Here is a 19,535-nt window from a genome sequence, read left to right on the forward strand (position 1 = left end):
TGAACATTATAGCGAATTTCGTCACAGTATTAGGGGGTTTAATTGTGAATATTGTGTGTCTTTATGACTCTTTACGTGGAGTTCTTTCTTTGAGTAATCCTGCTTTGGCAATTTGCTGCAGATGGTTAATTTCATCTTTAGTCAAATGACGGTAAGATCCACGTTTAAGATTTTGCAGCATAATATCCCCGAATGAAATCCGCTTCAGACGGAGAACGGGGTGTGAAATCGCATCAAACATGCGTCGTACCTGACGGTTACGTCCCTCGTGAATCGTAATGCTGATTACTGCTTCTTTATTCGCTTCATCAATATCTTTGTACTCTACTTCGGCAGGCGCTGTCATACCATCTTCCAGCTTGATCCCAGCCTTTAGCTTGTCCAGTGCGGTACCGTGCGGAATACCCTTGACCGTAGCGTGATACGTCTTAGGTACATGATGCTTAGGATGGGTAAGCAAGTTAGCGAAATCTCCATCATTCGTTAACAGCAGCAGTCCTTCCGTATCATAATCCAGACGGCCTACAGGGTAAACCCGTTCTGTAATTCCTTTAAGGTAGTCTGTTACAACCTTGCGACCCTTTGGATCGGAAGCACTTGTAATGACTCCTTTAGGTTTGTTGAACATAATATAGATTTTGTTCTCGCCCCGGATCAGTCTACCGGAGACTTTAATAATATCTGTTGCGGGGTCCACCTTCGTGCCAAGCGTAGTTACGAGTTCCCCGTTGACTTCCACTTTACCGGCCAAAATCATTTCTTCACACTTACGTCTGGACGCCACACCTGCCTGCGCCAAAATTTTCTGTAATCTTTCCATTTTCGACTAGTCACCTCAGATTAATGATAACCATCAGAGGGATAAATCACAAGTTCATTCCATGGAAAAAATGCGCCTGGGCAGTAATTATTGTGGGGTTCGATGATTAAAGGGGAGATTTGGTAGCGCTCTACCAGTTCTAAAATGAGTTTACCTGTGGCAAATAGCTGTTCCTTCCTTCCAGATAATGGAGGAATGCCATCTTCCCTGCTGAAATCACCTTCCAAGCAAATGTGAATATACTCCGGATCGGTCAGCAGTGGTGCTGCATAAATGGCTCCGTCCACACCAACCCAGAAATCAAAGCCTTTGCCATTAATGGAAGTACAGCGAGACTGATGCAGAATAAAACCTTTGTAGTTCATAGCGGATTGCCTCCCTCCACATTGCTGCAATAGCATATGTCGAGGAAGGAAAGGGGGTGACGCCTCCTACCCAAAAAGCAGGAGGCAGACCGCGATCGCGGCGACGAAGCCAACAACATCGGAGAATAGACCTACCTTAAGTGCATAACGTCCGTTACGCACACCAACGGCTCCAAAATAAACCGTTAATACATAGAGCGTTGTGTCCGTGCTGCCTTGTATGGTGGAGGCAATCATGCCGATTAGAGAATCTGGACCATGAACGCGAATCAGATCCGTGGTATAAGCAAGCGAGCCTGTCCCAGTGAGGGGCCGCAGAAGGCCGAGCGGCAGTACTTCTGGAGGTACGCCAAGTCCCCGCAGAGCAGGAGATATGAATCCCATTAGGAAGTCGAGTGCGCCCGATGCGCGAAAGACGCTGATCGCCACAAGCATTCCCACAAGATGAGGAATAATCGCGATTGCCGTTCCAAATCCATCCTTCGCCCCTTCAACAAATGACTCATACACCGGGACTTTACGCGTAAAAGCATAGAGCGGGATGAACGTAATCATGACCGGAATCGCCCATGCCGATAGGAGACTGATTAACTGGTACAAGTCATGCTCACCCTTTCAATGAAGAATTAGGCAGCGACGTCTTGGCCAATGGAGCAGAACCAGACTTTGCTGACGGCGGCTTTGGAGGTTTGCGCAGCAATGTCATCCTTCGGAAAAACCGGTCAGCCGCTATAGCCGCAAGAGTCGCCACAGCCGTTGCGGCGAGGGTTGTGCCTACTATTCCCGCAGGATCTGCCGAATTGTAATTCAATCGGATCGCAATTAGTGTCGCGGGAATTAGCGTAATGCTTGCTGTGTTAAGCGCCAGTAAGGTACACATGGCTGGTGTGGCCGTTTCTTTATCCGGGTTGAGCTTCTGCAGCTCCTGCATCGCCTTGATTCCCATAGGTGTAGCCGCATTGCCAAGTCCAAGCAAATTAGCGCTCATGTTGGAGAGAATATATCCGATTGCAGGATGGCCCTTCGGCACATCTGGAAAGAGGAAGGCTACGATTGGCCCAAGAATCTTGGCTATTTTTTTAAGCAAACCAGCATCCTCTGCGATCCGCATGATTCCTAGCCAGAATACAAGCACACTTATTAAACCGAAACTTACTGTAACCCCACTCTTGGCTCCGTCGAATACGGCGGCTGTAAATTCATCCATTCTGCCGTTAACGGCGGCGAACAGAAAACCGATGATGATCATTCCTAGCCAGATCCCGTTAATCATGGATACGCCTCCCTCTTCATTATTCAGCTATCTGCTTACTTGGAACTTTCACCCAATTTAAATAACGCCTTCAGTGCACTCCCTATAGCCTGAAACCAATTATCAGCAGGATAAGTGTGTGCTTGCGTTGTACTGTATTTTTTAGTATAAGCGGATTCCTCAGGTGGTAAGGACTCTCGTGTATATACTGGAACCCGGCCTATCTCCTTGCCACCTAGATCAAGAACGAGAACCCCTTGTAATCCAAAGTTTGATCTTGCAGCTTTGGCTGACGCCGAAGGGATCTGATTTAAGACAAGTTTGGTGGTCACTCTATCCTGCTCCCCTTGTCCGAGCGGATAGGCGAATTTTTTGGCTGTCACGAAGTCATAACCGCTCACGGGGTCCCCGCGTTCGATCATTGTTTTTAGTGGGTAGTGATTAAATCCAAAGTTTAGCAGTGAGGCATGATCATTCCAGTCATCCCCATCATTTATGGTCACTGCGACAAGCTGCTGGCCGTTTCTGGTGGCTGAGCTGACAAGGCAGCGTAGCGCTTTTTTGGTATATCCTGTCTTCACACCGTCTGCGCCCTCATATAAGTACAGCATTTTATTTTTGTTTCTCCACTTGTAATCCCATTTCTCATTTGGATTGTCCGCAGTTTTCTCCTGTGTCTTCACAATTTGCTTAAATACAGGATTATGAAGAGCATACGCCGTCAGTACGGCTAAGTCGTTAGCACTCGAATAATGACCTTCAGCATCTAGACCATGCGGATTAGCAAAATGAGTGTTTTTTAATCCGAGCTCTTCAGCCTTATTGTTCATCAGGTATACAAACCCTTCTTCAGAACCGCCGATATGTTCAGCGATCGCTGTTGCCGCATCATTCCCAGAGCGCAGCATTAGACCATACAGCATATTTTCCAGCGTCATCTCTTCACCTTGCTGTAAATAAATAGAGGAGCCTTCTTTGGCGAAAGCATTTTTACCAACTTTGACTTTGGATGCTAAATCACCATTCTCAATAGCGACGAGGGCGGTCATTATTTTAGTCAGACTGGCAATAAGCATCGGCTCATCTCCTCGACTGCTATACAAAATACGCCCGGATTCCACATCAATCAGCGCCGCTGCCCGTGCATGCGTAGATATAGAGCTGTTCTCCGCATGAATCAAAGTTAGCGGTGTCAGAAACAGCAGCAAAATGCTCAGTAATAAGGCGATTGGAAATTTACGGGTTATTGTCTTCATATTTATCCTCCGGATTCTTATCGGTTCTTAAGTAAAGTCATTCATTTCATGCTTATGTTGTACAAGTGTATGCGGACCAGCCTTAGGGTATGTCCTCTCCACACAAAAAGGGACACCGCCTGATGTAAGGCGATATCCCCGAGGCTATTTGTACAATTATGTGTACCTAATGTGTTGAAGATTGGGATGTACTTGGATCGGGTTTAGCAGGTGCTTGTGATGCAGGTGCTTGTGATGCAGGTGCTTGTGGTGCTTGTGTAGCAGTTGACCCAGCTTGACCTGAAGTACTGCTGCTTTGGAACATGGTCTGGATTTTGTCGATGAGCCCAGGCGTAGCATCGATAATTTTTTCGAACAAATGCGTTTGATTGTCGAGTGGAACAATGTTTACCCCATCTTTACCAACCACTAGAAAAGCGATCGGTCTGATGGAGACACCGCCCCCACTACCGCCACCAAAAGGAAGCATTTTGACACCGCCTTGGGAGCTTGATCCACTTATAGAATCCTCTACTCGATAATCACTACCCCCTGCAGCAAATCCAAAGGCCACCTTACTAATCGGTAGAATAATACTACCGTCAGGTGTTTGTACTGGATCTCCAACAATCGTATTAACATCTACCATACCCTTGATATTTTCCATCGCTGTTTGCATTAGGCCCTGAATAGGATGGTCGCTCATATTGTTTCCTCCTTTAATTGAGTACGATTTCTCTTGCTTCTACAGCGCTTATCTTCCCCACATCCACGCATTTGTATGTAACTTTCATTCTAAACTTTGCCCATGAGACTCCCTACGCATCCGTTTTAGTAATTTTCTCCACTTACTGATTCCCCCCGCCTCCCTCAAGACACGAAGAAGAAGCTGCAATGATGCGTATACGGCATAGGAAACGGACAATTTACCCTCACATACGAACTCCATTGAAAAAGAATGCTCATCTTGAAAAATAGGCTTCACAAACACTCGTGGATTGTGCTTCAATTTGACCCTCTGCGAAATAAATCCAACGATGCTCCATTTCAATCCCCAGACGGCTCCTGATACTATGGCAGTGTCTGCCGCATCACCTAGTGAGAAGTCTGTGGACCAGTCGAGCTTTGATATTTTGACATGTGATACAGTTTCCTTGAACCACTTCTTCAATCCACGTGTGGATCTCACTGCTAGCTGTACATTGTCCCGCCAGCGCTCAATTCTTTCTTTATCGAATTGCTCTTCCTTTACAGTGTCAACACCTGTAGTCGCGGTACCCGTCTCTTTAAACTTCCCAAGCACGCCTAGCTCCAATCCCTTAAAGACCAATCGAGGCAGTTCATAGTGCAGTTTGATCAGACCAAAAAGTGTCTTAACATCTAACTCGATCAGATCATTTTTGTCATGTTTATAGCACCGGATGCGGAAATCGATAGATGAAGACAGAACCAGGATCATTGCCAGTACCAGCAATCCGAGGGGTATTCCAAGCCATAACGTCACGTATTTACCTCCAAGAAACCTTAATAATGGGAACCTTTGGTTTAGTATGGCAATTTAATCTGGAAAAAATTCGGGGTTTGGCTAAAAAATGTGACTCTACAAAAAAATAGGGACTGCCCATAAACCATTATGAATGGTTTATGGGCAGTCCCAGCAATACAAATCATTGCGGAATAACAAAATAAACTAAGGTTGCTCTATATCCTCGAACGTCATTTGAGTATCCAGCTTATTGAACAATAGCTGTGTCTCCTCTTCCAAATTATCAGTGGATTCGAAGTTAGATGGTTCTGGCAGCTCATTCAGACTTGCTAGGCCAAAGCTCTCCAAGAATGATTTAGTCGTCCCATATAAGATTGGACGCCCTACGGCCTCCGCACGACCTACCTCATGGATCAAATCCTTGTTATTCAGCGTATGAATAGCACGTTCGGATTTCACGCCTCGAATCTCTTCGATCTCCACCCGTGTAATGGGCTGACGATAGGCCACGATCGCCAATGTCTCTAATGCGGCCTGAGACAAGGTTGATCTGGATGGGGAATAAGCCAAGCGTTCAAAATAATGGGCATGCTCAGGTAATGTAGCCAGCCGATAGTTTCCGGCAATTTGGACTACCTGCAATCCCCGCTCCTGTGTTACATAATCCTCTTTTAGTTCTTCTAATGCTCCAGCCGCAAGCTCTGGCCGCTGCTCCGTAATCTCGGCGACTTGCCGTACGGAGATCCCTTCATCACCTGATAGAAACAACAGGCCCTCAATAATCGATTTCAGCGTTTTGTAATCCATTGAAGTGTTCTCCTCCTCTCCACTCCATTACGATGTCATCAAACAATTTCTCTTGATAGCAAAAAATCGCCTTCATTTTCATCAGTTCCAGAATCGCAAGAAAAGTAACTACGATTTCGTGTCGCGCCATTTCATCGTGAAGCAGTGCTGAGAAATGGAGCCTTCCGCCTTTTCCTCTGCGCTGCAGCGCATCCGATACATCACGTATACGATCTTTTACCGATATTTCGTCCCGGGTGATCCGCTGGTAAGATGACCTTCTTGCCGCCTTACTAAGTGCCTTACGGAAAGCAGCTATAAGGTCGGAAGTATGTAGTCCTTTTAGCGTATGGTCAATCTCTTCAGGCACGTATGGACCCAGATCCTCCGGCTCCTTCGTAAAAATCAAGCTCCGCTCGCTCTCCATATCCATTAAATGAACAGCAATACTCTTGAATTTACGATACTCAATCAGTCGCTGAACGAGTTCAGCTCGTGGATCAAATTCATCTTCTTCGTAATATTCAAAATCATCGATCTCAATGACCGGTGGTTTGGGCAGCAATAGCTTGCTCTTTATAGATAATAGGGTTGCGGCCATCACGAGAAATTCACTCGTAATATCCAGTTCAAGCTCCTGCATACTTCGCAGGTATTCCATATACTGTTCGGTGATCTCGGCGACCGGAATGTCCTGGATGTCGATTTCCGCCTTATCGATTAAATGCAAAAGCAGATCCAGCGGACCTTCAAACGTTTCCAGCTTGTACAATACAGTCACGAAGCATCCTCCCGCCTAAAAAAGTAAAGTGCAGCGCCCTAATGGACGCTACACAAGTAGAAAGGGCTCTATAATCCATGCTTTCTTCTTATACTATAAATAAGCACGAATTCGACTGATTCGTCAATAGCTGTCTTACTTAAACAATTTGTTAAGATTCGCCATTTCAATCGCAGCAGTCGCAGCATCCCAGCCTTTATTCCCTGCTTTGGTTCCTGAACGCTCAATGGCCTGTTCAATATTCTCAGTAGTTACTACGCCAAAAATCGTCGGTACGCCGGTTTTAAGATTGATCGCAGCTACCCCTTTTGCAACTTCATTACATACATAATCATAGTGCGTTGTAGAGCCACGGATAACAGTTCCTAAAGTGATTACAGCGTCGTATTTACCGCTTTCCGCCATTTTTTGAGCGATTAACGGAATTTCAAACACACCTGGAACCCAAGCAACATCTACTTCATCATCGTTAGCACCGTGGCGTTTAAATGCATCAAGTGCACCTGACAAAAGCTTGCTGGTAATAAATTCATTAAAACGTCCTACTACGACTCCGTATTTTAACCCCTCGGAAACTAAATGTCCTTCTAAATATTTCGGCATATCATTCATCTACCCTTCGTTTTTTATTGTGTGTGATTATACTTTCGAATCCTCATTTTGTTCAATGTCGTCAAAAGACAGCAAATGCCCAAGTTTCGCCTGCTTCGTATGGAGATAATTGGTATTATCCTTATTCTCCGGCATTTGAATTGGCACTCGCTCAACAACTTCCAATCCATAACCTTCCAACCCTTTGATCTTTCGAGGATTGTTCGTTAAGAGACGAATTTGACTTATACCTAGATCCTTCAGAATTTGTGCTCCAATCCCGTAATCACGCAAATCTGCTGGAAAACCAAGCTTTAGATTGGCATCTACAGTATCGAGTCCTTCTTCTTGAAGCTTGTAGGCTTTAAGCTTATTAATAAGACCAATGCCCCTGCCTTCTTGACGCATATAGAGCAACACGCCTCTACCAGCAGCTTCGATCTGCCGAAGCGCTGCTTCAAACTGGGGACCACAATCGCAGCGATGGGAGTGGAAAACGTCACCGGTTAAGCATTCGGAATGTACTCGTACTAACACTGGCTCATCAGCGGAAATATCGCCCTTCACCAATGCTACATGTTCTTTATCATCCACTTCATTTGTATAGGCAATGGTCTGAAACTCACCGAAATCGGTAGGCAGACGTACAGACACCTCGCGATTGACGAGCTGTTCCTTCTCATTCCGATAGTGAATGAGGTCTTTGATGCTGATCAACTTAAGATCATGCTTCTTAGCAATCTCAACCAGATCAGGCAACCGGGCCATCGAGCCATCTTCATTGATGATTTCACAAATCACACTGGCTGGATATGCACCACACATACGGGCTAAATCAACAGCAGCCTCTGTATGTCCGGAACGGCGTAGTACGCCACCTTTTTTCGAAATCAGCGGGAACATATGGCCAGGTCTACGGAAATCAGACGGCTTCGCTTTAGGGTCAATCATGGCCTTTACAGTCAAGGATCTTTCCCCTGCTGATATACCAGTAGTTGTATCTATATGGTCAACCGATACAGTAAAGGCTGTGCCGTGATTATCTGTATTGTGACTGACCATAGCCTGTAGTTCAAGCTCTTCCGCACGCTCAGCGGTAATTGGCATGCAGACCAAACCACGTCCCTCAGTGATCATAAAATTGATGACTTCTGGTGTCGCCCGTTCAGCAAGAGCTATAAAATCCCCTTCATTCTCACGATCTTCATCATCCACCACGATAATGACTTTGCCGCGCATTAAATCATATATCGCTTCTTCAATCGGATCCAAGACACTATCCTTCTTCGATTGTTCGCTCATGATCCTATCCTCCTAATAGCTTTACGAAGGATTATTCCCTTCTTCGTAAGCTTACTCATTATTTAAACAAATCCGTTTGCCGCCAAGAAATCACGACTAATCCCGGAACTGCTATCACTTTCTTCATCCTGTGCAGCTGAGCCATAATGAAGAAGATGATCTACATATTTGCCCAGGACATCACACTCAATATTCACACTATCTCCTGCCCGCTTATAAGTTAGCACAGTTTCCCCTAACGTATGCGGAATAATGGATACAGTAAGCGATGAAGCCGTCGTCTTTACTACTGTTAAGCTAATGCCATCAATCGTGATCGACCCTTTAGGGATGATATATTTAAACAGCGATTTGCGATCCGGCGCAATCTCATAGACTACTGCATTTTGATCACGCTTTACACTTTTGATGACAGCAGTGCCATCTACATGTCCCTGAACAATATGACCTCCAAATCGACCACCGGCTGCCATTGCTCGCTCCAGATTCATCCGACTGCCAGGACGTAGCTCCTTCAGATTACTGTTTCGATAGGTCTGAGGCATGACATCCACTGTAAAATAGTTCTCGCCTAAAGCTGTCGCTGTAAGACAGACGCCATTAACCGATACGCTATCACCAATCTTCAAATCATCCATGATGACGGAAGCGGCAATGTTCAGCACCATCATTTCTCCACCGGTGGAGACACTTCTCAGAGTGCCAACTTCTTCGACTAATCCAGTGAACATGCTTTCCCTCCTAGGAGTTTTGTGTGAGTAACACTTCTCCGCTATCTCTCCGAACAAAACTTGCTCCGGAAGCACACGATTGAGTTTTGTAACCATTCACTTTAGCGTACCGGAGTACCGCTGATACATACATTATCTCCGAGCACTTTTACTTCCAATCCCTCCAGAGAAATCGCATCCTTCATTAGCTCTATACCAGGAAATACGAACGTCCCTTTCGCTTCAGCACCACCGCCAACAATCTTTGGAGCGAAAAAGAGAATCACTCGATCAACTAGCCCACTCTCCAGCATCGCACCATTTAGCGTGCCTCCGCCTTCAAGTAAAATCGATCCGATTTCCATTTCACCGAGTGTTACCATAGCAGCCTTCAAATCCACCCGTGGTCCTGCTCCGCTAACAATGATTTGCACACCTGCTTGAAGAAGTGCTGCTTTCTTTTCATCATCTGCGGCTTCAGTTGTCACGATGATAGTAGGCGCTAGACCGTCACTTACAACTGCTGAATCCAAAGGAATACGTAGTCCAGAATCAATCACAATCCGTATCGGATGAATACCCGGCACTTCCGTTCTTGTAGTCAGTGAAGGATTATCTGCAATCACTGTGTTCACACCGACCATTATTCCCTGATGCCGATGCCGCAGCGTATGTACGATCTCCCGCGCTTCACCATTTGAAATCCATTTACTGTCACCAGATTTAGTAGCTAGGTTACCATCCAGCGTGCTGGCACTCTTGAGCGTAACAAAAGGCTGTTTTGTCAAAATATACTTGATAAAACGCTCATTCAACCGCAGCGCACGTTCACGCAGCAACCCTACTTCTACTTCAATGCCATGCTCACGCAGCATTTGAACGCCGCGACCCGCAACCTGAGGGTTAGGGTCTTCACAAGCGACTACCACTCTGGCTACTCCCTCGTCGATCAGCCTTTGGCTGCAGGGCGGAGTCTTGCCATAGTGACTGCAAGGTTCCAGTGTTACGTAGGCAGTGCTGCCCTGTGCTTGACCGGCCGCCATATTCAAGGCATGAACCTCAGCATGACCTGTTCCGCGCTGCAAATGAGTTCCAAGTCCAATCATCGCTCCATTCTTTACAACAACACAGCCAACAACAGGGTTAATTCCTGTCTGTCCTTGGGCCCGTTCTGCCATATCCAGCGCTAACGACATATAAAACTCGTCATTCATATTATCCATCTCGTTCCTCCTATCCACTTACTGTCTATCTGATGCGTAAAAACAGAAAAACCCATCTCATTCTCCAGGAGGAGTAAAGATGGGTTATGCGAGAGTTTATCGGCAGTCCAAATAAAAGTGTGCGTAAATAACCGTCAAACGACGGCAATTGTGAAATATCGCACATAATAAATGAAAATACTGCAGTCCACCTGTCTATTACAGACAAGCGGTTAACCTCTCCTTCTTCCATCCAGACTATACTGTCGGTCCCGGAATTTCACCGGGTCCACCGTTCGCGTCAACAACGCGAGCCGGGTAGCGGACTAAGTGTGGTAGATAAACTTAATAAATAAGCACTCTACAACAACATCACCGCCGGTAGGGAATTGCACCCTGCCCTGAAGGATTGATCCTTTATTTAATTGAGGTTCAAGTTTTCCTTACTAACAAAATTATCACTTACACCTTCGAAATGCAAGTGCGTTTTATATATTTACTTAAAATTTGTAACTTAATTCTGAGAGGTATGGTGATTACTAGAAGAAACGACATGGTAATATATAGCCTGCAAATGTACAGTTAAAACCCATTCCATACATTTACATAACAAAAGAAAAAGCGCCTGGACTGTATCTCCAGGCGCTTTTTCTTTTTCCAATTACAATCCGCGTTCTTGTTGTTTCAACAAATCACGAATTTCCGTTAGCAACACGATATCTTCTGCGGGTGCTGGCGTCTCCACCACTTCAACTTTAACGGCTTCTTTACGCTGGAATTTATTAGCCAATTTAATCACCATAAAGATTGAGAAGGAAATAATAAAGAAATCAACTACCGCCTGCAAAAATTGCCCATAAGGAATAATCAGTTCATTATGCATAACCATAACACTTAGAGCCCGATCCTTCAGATCTATACCACCTGTTATCAAGCCGACAATTGGCGTAATGATGTCAGATACTAATGAAGTCACAATCTTACCAAAAGCTGCTCCGATAACGACAGCAATGGCTAAATCTAGTACATTTCCTTTCAGGGCAAAAGCTTTAAACTCTTTCCACATCTTCCAATTCTCCTCCAACCTATTGAATTTGAAATTATTATAGCATAGCCGCTTCCCAAATCTTAAGGCTTGTTAAGAAACTATTAAGTTTACTTTTTACTTTTACATGCCGCCATTGGGAAGTTCGCCTGTCTCATCTTTGGTATGTGGAAGGCTTTATGATAGCTTTAAGTTTTTCAAAGAGCTAAACAAACTGTTTCCCATCGATCCTCGCCGGCCTTGAAATAAGGATTTCAATCGAGAATATTGTATACTTCTTGTAGTACGGACGGTATAGAGGCCTGTATAAAAATTCGAGAAACACAAAAATTCCCGATTATTATGTTATCTGCCAAGGGTCAGGAACTAGATAAAATTACTGGACTCAGTAATACACTCATGGTACACATTCGAAAAATCAGAGAAAAAATTGAAGCTAAGCCGAGAAAACTACTGTATTTAAAGACGATATAGGGCGTTGGCTACAAACTGGAAAAAGGAGGTTCTTATAGTTGAACTTTAAAAGATTCGATACCTTATCTTGGAAAATAGTTGGCTTTAAAATATGAACCTCATGGCGGGCAAGCTAAAATCCGCTATAGATGAAGAACGAGCAGCAGCGAAAGCAAAAAACGACCTAATCACTGGTGTATCCCATGATCTTCGAACCCCTCTAATTTCTGTACTGCGATTCCTGGAATATGTGGAGAAGGATCGTTATAAGAACGAGGTTGAGCTGCGTTATTATGTGAATATCGCCTATGAGAAGTCCCTGACTCTTAAAAAGCGAATCGACGATTTATTTGAATATACACGTGTTAGCAGCAACGGGCTTCCCCTTAATATGGAGCCTGTAGATCTCGGCAAGCTGCTCGAACAGCTTGTCGAGGAATTCGCTCCCGTATTGGAGCAAGCGGATATGACCTACCGTATTCATACGGATATGGGCCCTTTGATTATCCATGGTGATGCGGACGAGTTAGTACGATTATACGAGAATCTATTTACCAATGCGGTTAGATACGGTAAAGAAGGTAAGATTCTAGATATTTCCGTTTCATAGAAAAGATGACAGTGTGATTGCTACATGCACGAATTATGGTAACCCGATCCCTGCCACGGACCTCCCCCACTTATTCAAGCGATTTTATCGTGTAGATAAGTCACGTTCTAGGGAGACTGGCGGAAGCGGCTTAGGACTCGCGATTGCCAAGAGCATCACAGAGCTCCACGGTGGAACAATTTTAGCCAAAAGCTCACGTAAACAAACCGAATTCGAGACTTCCTTCCCTGCGAGTGAATAGGTTCTAAACACAAACAAAGCACCCGACTATAATCACGCCGGGTGCTTCTTTCCGTTCAATTTCAAATCATACTTATTCACTTACTTTAAGTTCCCTCCACGTCTAAACACACGGTTTAGAATAAAGCCTATGGCTATTAATCCGATACCTGTCATGTAGAGCGGCGCAGGGCTACTTTCTCCCGTCTTTGGAAGCTGAGGGGCACTTGAAGTGCTGTTGTTGACTGTACCTTTCGGAACTTCCTCATCAACAATGTCGACTTCACCCAAAGGAACATTTTCATCTGTAATAACTAAATCAGGAGCTCCTACTTCTTCTGATGTCGCGGATTCCAGATCGGTCGTATTCCCAGGCCCAGCAGGTACTGCCGGATCATTAATGATTACTCCTGGCACCAGCGAACTCGTAGGTGTAGGTGTTAACGGACCTCCTGGGGCTCCTGAGGTTGGTGTAGACGCAGGTCCTGATGTCGGCTCCGTTGACGGAGTAGCCGTCGGTTCCGATGAAGCTGCTGGTGTTGCGGTTGGGACTATAGTTGGTTCTGGCGTTGCAGTAGGCGTAGGCTCCACTGCTTTTTGATTCGTAATTACGAGTTGATTCGTTGATGAAGAATGAATGGACACTGGATGCTCTTTAGGATCAAGTACATAGCCACTAGGAGCTGTCGTCTCAATCAATACGTAGTTACCCAACCATAATTTATTGAATGTTGCTGTACCAGCGGAATCTGTGGTTAAGCTATTAATAAATACCCTGTCTGAGCCGTTAAGGCGATAGAGTGCAAAAGTTGCATCTGCCAGCGTCTTCAAGTTGTCCTCTGCATCCAGCTTCTTGATCATCAAGGAACCTCTAACCCCGCTGCCTGATCCTGATCCACTCGACACACCGACGATAATTTCTTTAGAAGAATCTTTGCTTATTTCGATAACATTAAAACCACTGAAACGAACAGTATTAGTAACCTTGTCTCCTGTATTCGCCATAATCAGGGATTGATAGTCGAGAATATAAGGTTTACTAATCTCCTTGGCGAAGCTTAAAGCAAACGACTGCTTGCCGTCTACATCCGTTTTTATTTCTAAGCTGTAATCGATACCCTGAATCAATTCAGGTCCGCTTTTTGTTACATCCCCGTTTTCAGCTACGCTTGTAGGATACAGATGGAATGAATCCTGCAGCAGAATCTGATTAGCGCTAGGAGTATCTTTGATTAACGCATTCTTCACAGTAGACTGACTACGATTAATTTGAATGCCCCAATCGATTTTTTCGCCATTCTGAACACCATTTTTCAAGAGATATTCGTCTCCATAAGGAATCTTTACGGTAGCGTTCAAATCCTTGGATACCTTTTTTGCCCCATCATAGAGACTGGCTTTATTATCAATAGAAGTGCCAATGACTTTGCCTTCAAGACTTGTATGAAATTCTATATAATAAGCGGATTGAATAGCATCTGTAAAGGAGAGCTTCAGCTCATTATTACCATTAACACTGTAAGTGTATTTGCTACTATTTACCTCGACACCTTTCGTTGGGTCTCCATTCTTAGCAACATTCATGGTGTACACTTTCAGCGATCCAGGAACCAGGGTTTGACCCGATTTCAAAATATCCACGACCTCTGGCTCTGCAACTGTTTTGCTATTATAGTTGACCCCTAATGTCCAAGCTAATTCTTTAGTTGAAGCATTATAAGAACCAAACTTCAAACCATTGCTTTTCGCTTCGGTTCTTGGAATAAATAGCCCTTCTGCTTCTGTTGTGCGAGGAATTTCGGACGTGTCTAACCAGTCCATCCTAACCTTGTTATTGAAATTTTCAGTATTAGACCAAATCCAATCCTTATTAAATTCCGTTGTATAGCTAATCGTATAAAGACCAGTAATCTGCGAATTAAAGACAACCTTGAATCCTTTATTAGCCTGAACAGGAGCATTGTAAACCAAACTATATTTGGAAGGATTCAATACATTCCCATTAGAATTTCTAATTACGAGTGATTCCGGAATAAACTTCAGTCCGCCAAACGGGAATGACTCCGTAACTTCAACCTGACCCATTGGATAGTTATCACTGTTTAATGTGACTTTCCATCCAACCGTTTTATTCTGATAATCTACGCCTGATAAGTTCTTATACAAAATGGCTGGCCGTATTAAGCGTGTAGCTTCTCCAGTATAGGTACTGTCCGTAACTGTATTAGTGATTATAGTATCTTCAAACACACGTTTTACAGCTTTGGTCTTATACTCGATTCGATAAGCAGATGTTACATCTTGTTTAAATTGCAAGGTGAACCCTGACTTCTTCACGTCTGAAGCTGCAACTACAGTGTAATCAATATCCTTGGTCAAAAGATTACTCAACGTTGCTGTACCCGCTGAATCCAGTTGCACTGTGTATACTTTTATCGAATTGGCTACTAACGCTTGAGAATCATCAAACAAATCCTTTAGTACAGCATTTCCTTGCGGAATCGTTTTTTTATTATAGTTATATTCGATTGCCCAGGAAATGATTTGATTGCTCCAGTCATATCCGCTAGAGTACTTGTTCAAGCTTCCTCCTCGTTCTACTTGAACAGTAGCAGAGGAACTTGCAGGAACTTGCCCATTTCCTGTAAAAGTCGCTGTATTCGTGAAGCTTAGCCGATGCTCATCAGTAATAGCTGTGGAGTATTCAATACGGTAAGCACTCGAAATCGCAGGATCAGTGAAACGAACATTTAACGATCCTCCAGTGAACTCTGTAGAATATTTACTGGTATCGAGTAGTGCACCTTGTGTTACCGAACCGTCCAACTGGATACTCAGTTGATACACACTCACAGTAACCGGAGTGCTAAGTGACAAACCTGTTGGTATAGGGTCCGTTACGACTGCATTTCCAACAGTTTTTAATGATTTATTTACGTCAACAGACCATAGAATATGGTCTGCATTAAAACCCTGAGGAATCCCCCTCTTCTCAATGGTCGATCCTACATTCGGTTTGAAATTCACAGTAACCGTCTGAACACCACCGCTCACCGGAAATAAAATCTGCTGAACAGTACTTCCTGAAATTGTTTGTTTATCAAACTTAGTATTGATCCGAAGCGTTCCTTGCACGTCATCATGCGTTTCTATGTAGTCGTTAAAGGTCATTGTTACTTGGTGTGATAACTGCTCAACTGTAAAAGTTCCTACATCTCCATCCTCTGAGACCAACAAGCCGCTAATATCATTAAAAAGCTGAAACTGCTCTGGAAGCTGAAAGGTAAAGGTGTCACCTTGCTTGTACGGATGAGCTTTAGGAAGAGACCACGTATAATCTAATGTTACATTAGCTTCTTGCTCATAGACGCTATCCGTAACCGTCTGCCCGTCTTCACCATATACAGCCATTGAGACACTGGTGATGATATTCCGCTCTTGATCGATTGCCGCTGCTTGTACTTGTGGAGTGAACCCGATGCCATAGGCATATTGCGCTACAAGCATCAGAATAACGATCATCACACTTATTCTTTTCTTTAACATTATCCTAAAGCCTCCAATTCCTTTTCCAATTTGATTTTTCTATGTTTGTATCCCCTCTTGAAGCGTAATCTCTGCCATTCCTCATGCTCGAATGCTTCTTATGTAATTCCGCGCCCACTACCTCATCTTATGTTAAAATAATGAAAAGCCATCCTTTTGTGGGTAGCTGACAGAATGCATACATATATAACCATTTTTTGGATGTTTCGAAACAGAAAATATCAAAAATTTACAATGATGTTTTTTGAAGTGCTTTTTAGGTACGAAGGAGGTTGGTTCCATGCATCTTTCATCTTATTTTGATCGACAGCGTACGGAGGATTTCATTATGTTCTCCCCTTCACATTGGATTGCTCTGTCTATCATTACATTGGTCTGTATACTGTTTTACAGTTTAAGATTCGAGATTCGGACTGATGTGAGACTTCGGCAAAGTGTGCGCTTGCTGCTGATTATTATTCTTTTGTTCTCAGAAACAGGTCTTCAAATATGGTACCTCTCTCAAGGCGTATGGCAATCCAGCAGCTCACTCCCGCTCGAACTATGCGGAATTACTTTACTACTATCCGTTATCATGCTGATCACTCGCAGCCGAGCACTATATTCCTTTCTGTATTTTGCTGGGATTGGTGGAGCATTCATTGCTTTACTCACACCGAATCTGGTCTATCCATTCCCTCATTTCCGATTTCTACTGTTCTTTATAGCACATGGTGGTATTGTTCTCGCTTCTCTTTATATGACCTGGATTGAGGGCTATAAGCCCACTTGGAAATCCCTCCTGTTCACCATGCTTGGACTAAACCTTGTGGCCGCTTGTGTGTGGATCGCCAATTACATCCTAGGATCTAACTACATGTTCTTATCTCATAAGCCCAGCACTTATTCTGTATTGGATTATTTCGGGCCTTATCCTTATTACCTGCTTGTGGAAGAGTTGTTTGCCTTCATTGTGTTTCTGCTCATGTATTTGGTATTCTTCTGGGTGCCAGAGCAACGTAAATCGAGACGTAAACGAATAAGCCGGATTCCTTATTAAATAAGAAAAGGCCAGCCTCCGATAATCCGGAGACTAGCCTTTTTAAATTAAGAATTCTTAAGCTTCGATGATTTCTACCGAAGTCATTTTGTCGCGTCCTTTGAAAGTATCAACAAGATCCATACCTTCAACTACTTTACCGAATACAGTGTGAACTCCATCCAAGTGTGGTTGCGGTGCATAGCAGATGTAGAACTGGCTTCCGCCTGTGTTCTTACCCGCATGTGCCATAGCAAGTGTTCCGCGCTCGTGCTTGTTTGGGTTGATTTCGCAGTTGATTGTGTATCCTGGACCACCAGATCCAGTTCCGTTAGGACATCCGCCTTGAGCTACGAAACCAGGGATAACACGGTGGAATGTCAATCCATTGTAGAAACCATCTTTTGCTAGCTTTTCAAAGTTAGCTACAGTGTTTGGTGCATCTTGATCGAACAAGTCAATCAGCACTACGCCGCCATTTTCAAGAGTAATTTTCGCTTGCTTTGCCATATGTAAATGACCCCTTTCAAAATTAACAAATTTAGAATACCTCAATTATATTACTATGAAACTACGCACAAAGCAAAGCAAGCAGGAGTAATTCCTGCTTGCTCTTTATGCCTTACCAGTTTTCCCTACCTAACATTAACGGCTGTTACTTAGCAACAGCAGCTTGTTTAGCGATACGCTCAGGAACAATATCGTTGGCAATAAGATCATTATAGCTTTCGCGACGCACTACAAGATCGCTGTGTCCGTTCTGAACGAACACTAAAGCCGGACGACGAAGCCGGTTGTAGTTGCTCGCCATGGAGTAATTGTAAGCGCCTGTGCAGGCTACAGCCAACAGATCGCCGCTTTCAGCCTCAGGCAGCTCTACATCCCAGATCAGCATATCTCCGCTCTCGCAGCATTTACCAGCGATGGATACAGTTTCTGTAGCCTCTTCATTCGCACGATTAGCAAGTAATGCCTCATATTTAGATTGGTACAATGCAGGACGTGGATTATCAGTCATCCCACCGTCAACGGCAACGTACTTACGCACGCCTGGGATATCCTTGTTCGTACCTACTGTATAAAGTGTAGTACCTGCATCTCCAACAATACTACGGCCCGGCTCCACCCAAATTTCAGGCAAAGCATTATAGATTCCAGCAAAATGAGTCTTCACGGCATCCGTAATTGCAGTTACATATTCAGAAACATGTAACGGGGTATCACCCTCAACGTAACGAATACCGAAACCTCCACCTAGGTTTACTACACGGAAGTCCACTTCCAAACCTTCTTTAACACTACGAGCAAAACTCGCTACACGTTCAACAGCAAGCTGGAATCCATCCGTTTCAAAAATTTGAGAACCAATATGGGAATGTACGCCAAGCAGCACTAAATTCTTTTTGCTGACTGCCGCTTTAACTGCTTCATAAGCCGATCCATTACCGATATCAAATCCAAATTTGGAATCGGTCTGGCCTGTTGTAATATACTCATGCGTATGAGCTTCGACACCTGGTGTCACACGTAACAAGATGTTAACTTTAACTTCTTTACGTGATGCAATCGACTGCAAAAGATTAAGCTCTACCAGATTATCGACTACAAAGCAGCCAATCCCGGCATCAATCGCCATTTCGATCTCTTCAGACGTCTTATTGTTGCCATGAAAATGAATGCGTTCTGCAGGAAAGCCAGCTTGCAAAGCAGTATAAAGTTCGCCATCAGATACAACATCAAGCGACAAGCCTTCTTCATCAGCCAAACGAACCATAGCCATTACTGAGAACGCCTTACTTGCGTAAGCTACTTGGAACCCAAGTCCAGAGGATTTAAAAGCATCCATATATTCCCGGCAACGTTGTCTCACCAATTGCTCGTCCAATATATATAGCGGGGTTCCATATTCCGCCTTCAATTCAGTTACATCACATCCGCCGATCTCCAAATGCCCAGCATCGTTAATTCGGCTAGTACCGTGTAGAAACATTCTTTAGTCCTCCAATTTCTGTGGAATATCAAGGTTCCACCCTGTCTTTAGTGTATTCAGTATAACAGACAGTGGGAACTCCATTGAATGGACTAATTTGCAGTAGTTTTGTATTTTCCTACGA

Annotated in this window: 20 protein-coding genes, 1 pseudogene and 1 riboswitch; of the genes and pseudogenes, 4 read left to right on the plus strand and 17 right to left on the minus strand. The window is 44.1% G+C overall.

The window, feature by feature from the left end; translation table 11 throughout:
- Positions 1–61: 61 nt before the first annotated feature.
- The 14 genes from NSS87_RS21850 to mscL form a co-directional block, all read right to left on the minus strand.
- A complete protein-coding gene (locus tag NSS87_RS21850; protein ID WP_036676166.1) occupies positions 62–820 on the minus strand; it encodes a pseudouridine synthase in 759 nt (252 codons plus the stop codon).
- Positions 821–840: 20 nt separating this feature from the next.
- Positions 841–1,185: a hypothetical protein gene (locus tag NSS87_RS21855; protein ID WP_042190263.1), complete on the minus strand. Its 345-nt coding sequence runs from the start codon at positions 1,183–1,185 to the stop codon at positions 841–843.
- 66 nt (positions 1,186–1,251) lie between these two features.
- Positions 1,252–1,785, minus strand: a complete 534-nt coding sequence (locus tag NSS87_RS21860; RefSeq protein ID WP_143759457.1) for a spore maturation protein — start codon at positions 1,783–1,785, stop codon at positions 1,252–1,254.
- Between the two features lie 7 nt (positions 1,786–1,792).
- A complete protein-coding gene (locus tag NSS87_RS21865; protein WP_042190267.1) occupies positions 1,793–2,458 on the minus strand; it encodes a nucleoside recognition domain-containing protein in 666 nt (221 codons plus the stop codon).
- 35 nt (positions 2,459–2,493) lie between these two features.
- Complete coding sequence (locus NSS87_RS21870) at positions 2,494–3,693, minus strand: D-alanyl-D-alanine carboxypeptidase family protein (RefSeq protein ID WP_042190269.1); 1,200 nt, start codon at positions 3,691–3,693, stop codon at positions 2,494–2,496.
- A 166-nt stretch (positions 3,694–3,859) separates the two neighbouring features.
- Positions 3,860–4,378, minus strand: coding sequence for a GerW family sporulation protein (gene ytfJ / locus NSS87_RS21875; protein ID WP_339242761.1), 519 nt, complete (start codon positions 4,376–4,378; stop codon positions 3,860–3,862).
- A gap of 84 nt (positions 4,379–4,462) precedes the next feature.
- The gene (locus NSS87_RS21880; RefSeq protein WP_339242763.1) at positions 4,463–5,176 is read right to left on the minus strand and encodes a DUF2953 domain-containing protein; all 714 of its coding nucleotides are present in this window, start codon (positions 5,174–5,176) and stop codon (positions 4,463–4,465) included.
- A 186-nt stretch (positions 5,177–5,362) separates the two neighbouring features.
- Entirely contained in the window at positions 5,363–5,965 is a 603-nt protein-coding gene (scpB, locus tag NSS87_RS21885) for an SMC-Scp complex subunit ScpB (RefSeq protein ID WP_042190273.1), read from the minus strand.
- Positions 5,934–6,725 carry a segregation/condensation protein A gene (locus NSS87_RS21890; RefSeq protein ID WP_149646795.1) on the minus strand — a complete coding sequence of 264 codons (792 nt, stop codon included), beginning with the start codon at positions 6,723–6,725 and terminating at the stop codon, positions 5,934–5,936. Before NSS87_RS21890 ends, scpB begins: the two co-directional genes overlap by 32 nt.
- Positions 6,726–6,860: 135 nt before the next feature.
- Positions 6,861–7,328, minus strand: coding sequence for a 6,7-dimethyl-8-ribityllumazine synthase (gene ribE / locus NSS87_RS21895; RefSeq protein ID WP_042194286.1), 468 nt, complete (start codon positions 7,326–7,328; stop codon positions 6,861–6,863).
- 36 nt (positions 7,329–7,364) lie between these two features.
- The gene (locus NSS87_RS21900; protein ID WP_339242767.1) at positions 7,365–8,618 is read right to left on the minus strand and encodes a bifunctional 3,4-dihydroxy-2-butanone-4-phosphate synthase/GTP cyclohydrolase II; all 1,254 of its coding nucleotides are present in this window, start codon (positions 8,616–8,618) and stop codon (positions 7,365–7,367) included.
- A 62-nt stretch (positions 8,619–8,680) separates the two neighbouring features.
- Complete coding sequence (gene ribE, locus NSS87_RS21905) at positions 8,681–9,349, minus strand: riboflavin synthase (RefSeq protein ID WP_042190280.1); 669 nt, start codon at positions 9,347–9,349, stop codon at positions 8,681–8,683.
- Positions 9,350–9,450: 101 nt separating this feature from the next.
- Positions 9,451–10,551, minus strand: a complete 1,101-nt coding sequence (ribD, locus tag NSS87_RS21910) for a bifunctional diaminohydroxyphosphoribosylaminopyrimidine deaminase/5-amino-6-(5-phosphoribosylamino)uracil reductase RibD (RefSeq protein ID WP_042190282.1) — start codon at positions 10,549–10,551, stop codon at positions 9,451–9,453.
- A gap of 216 nt (positions 10,552–10,767) precedes the next feature.
- A riboswitch (FMN riboswitch) is annotated at positions 10,768–10,943 on the minus strand.
- A gap of 248 nt (positions 10,944–11,191) precedes the next feature.
- Positions 11,192–11,596 carry a large-conductance mechanosensitive channel protein MscL gene (gene mscL, locus NSS87_RS21915; RefSeq protein ID WP_076284542.1) on the minus strand — a complete coding sequence of 135 codons (405 nt, stop codon included), beginning with the start codon at positions 11,594–11,596 and terminating at the stop codon, positions 11,192–11,194.
- Between the two features lie 267 nt (positions 11,597–11,863).
- Between mscL and NSS87_RS21920 the strand changes: the two are divergent.
- From NSS87_RS21920 to NSS87_RS21930, 3 genes and pseudogenes are all read left to right on the plus strand, one after another.
- A pseudogene (locus NSS87_RS21920) lies at positions 11,864–12,049 on the plus strand (DNA-binding response regulator); the annotation flags it as partial.
- Positions 12,050–12,140: 91 nt separating this feature from the next.
- Positions 12,141–12,638: a HAMP domain-containing sensor histidine kinase gene (locus NSS87_RS21925; RefSeq protein WP_339242770.1), complete on the plus strand. Its 498-nt coding sequence runs from the start codon at positions 12,141–12,143 to the stop codon at positions 12,636–12,638.
- A 13-nt stretch (positions 12,639–12,651) separates the two neighbouring features.
- Positions 12,652–12,879, plus strand: coding sequence for an ATP-binding protein (locus tag NSS87_RS21930; RefSeq protein ID WP_339242772.1), 228 nt, complete (start codon positions 12,652–12,654; stop codon positions 12,877–12,879).
- An 80-nt stretch (positions 12,880–12,959) separates the two neighbouring features.
- Here the strand turns inward: NSS87_RS21930 and NSS87_RS21935 are convergent, their stop codons facing one another.
- Complete coding sequence (locus NSS87_RS21935) at positions 12,960–16,403, minus strand: collagen binding domain-containing protein (protein WP_339242774.1); 3,444 nt, start codon at positions 16,401–16,403, stop codon at positions 12,960–12,962.
- A 280-nt stretch (positions 16,404–16,683) separates the two neighbouring features.
- Between NSS87_RS21935 and NSS87_RS21940 the strand changes: the two genes are divergently transcribed.
- Complete coding sequence (locus tag NSS87_RS21940; RefSeq protein ID WP_042190289.1) at positions 16,684–17,442, plus strand: TIGR02206 family membrane protein; 759 nt, start codon at positions 16,684–16,686, stop codon at positions 17,440–17,442.
- A 57-nt stretch (positions 17,443–17,499) separates the two neighbouring features.
- Here the strand turns inward: NSS87_RS21940 and NSS87_RS21945 are convergent, their stop codons facing one another.
- Both NSS87_RS21945 and lysA read right to left on the minus strand, forming a co-directional pair.
- Positions 17,500–17,931, minus strand: coding sequence for a peptidylprolyl isomerase (locus tag NSS87_RS21945; protein WP_042190291.1), 432 nt, complete (start codon positions 17,929–17,931; stop codon positions 17,500–17,502).
- Positions 17,932–18,076: 145 nt separating this feature from the next.
- Positions 18,077–19,411 carry a diaminopimelate decarboxylase gene (lysA, locus tag NSS87_RS21950; protein WP_076284538.1) on the minus strand — a complete coding sequence of 445 codons (1,335 nt, stop codon included), beginning with the start codon at positions 19,409–19,411 and terminating at the stop codon, positions 18,077–18,079.
- Between the last annotated feature and the right edge of the window lie 124 nt (positions 19,412–19,535).

The sequence above is a fragment of the Paenibacillus sp. FSL F4-0243 genome (assembly GCF_037963295.1).
Taxonomy (GTDB): Bacteria; Bacillota; Bacilli; order Paenibacillales; family Paenibacillaceae; genus Paenibacillus_AQ.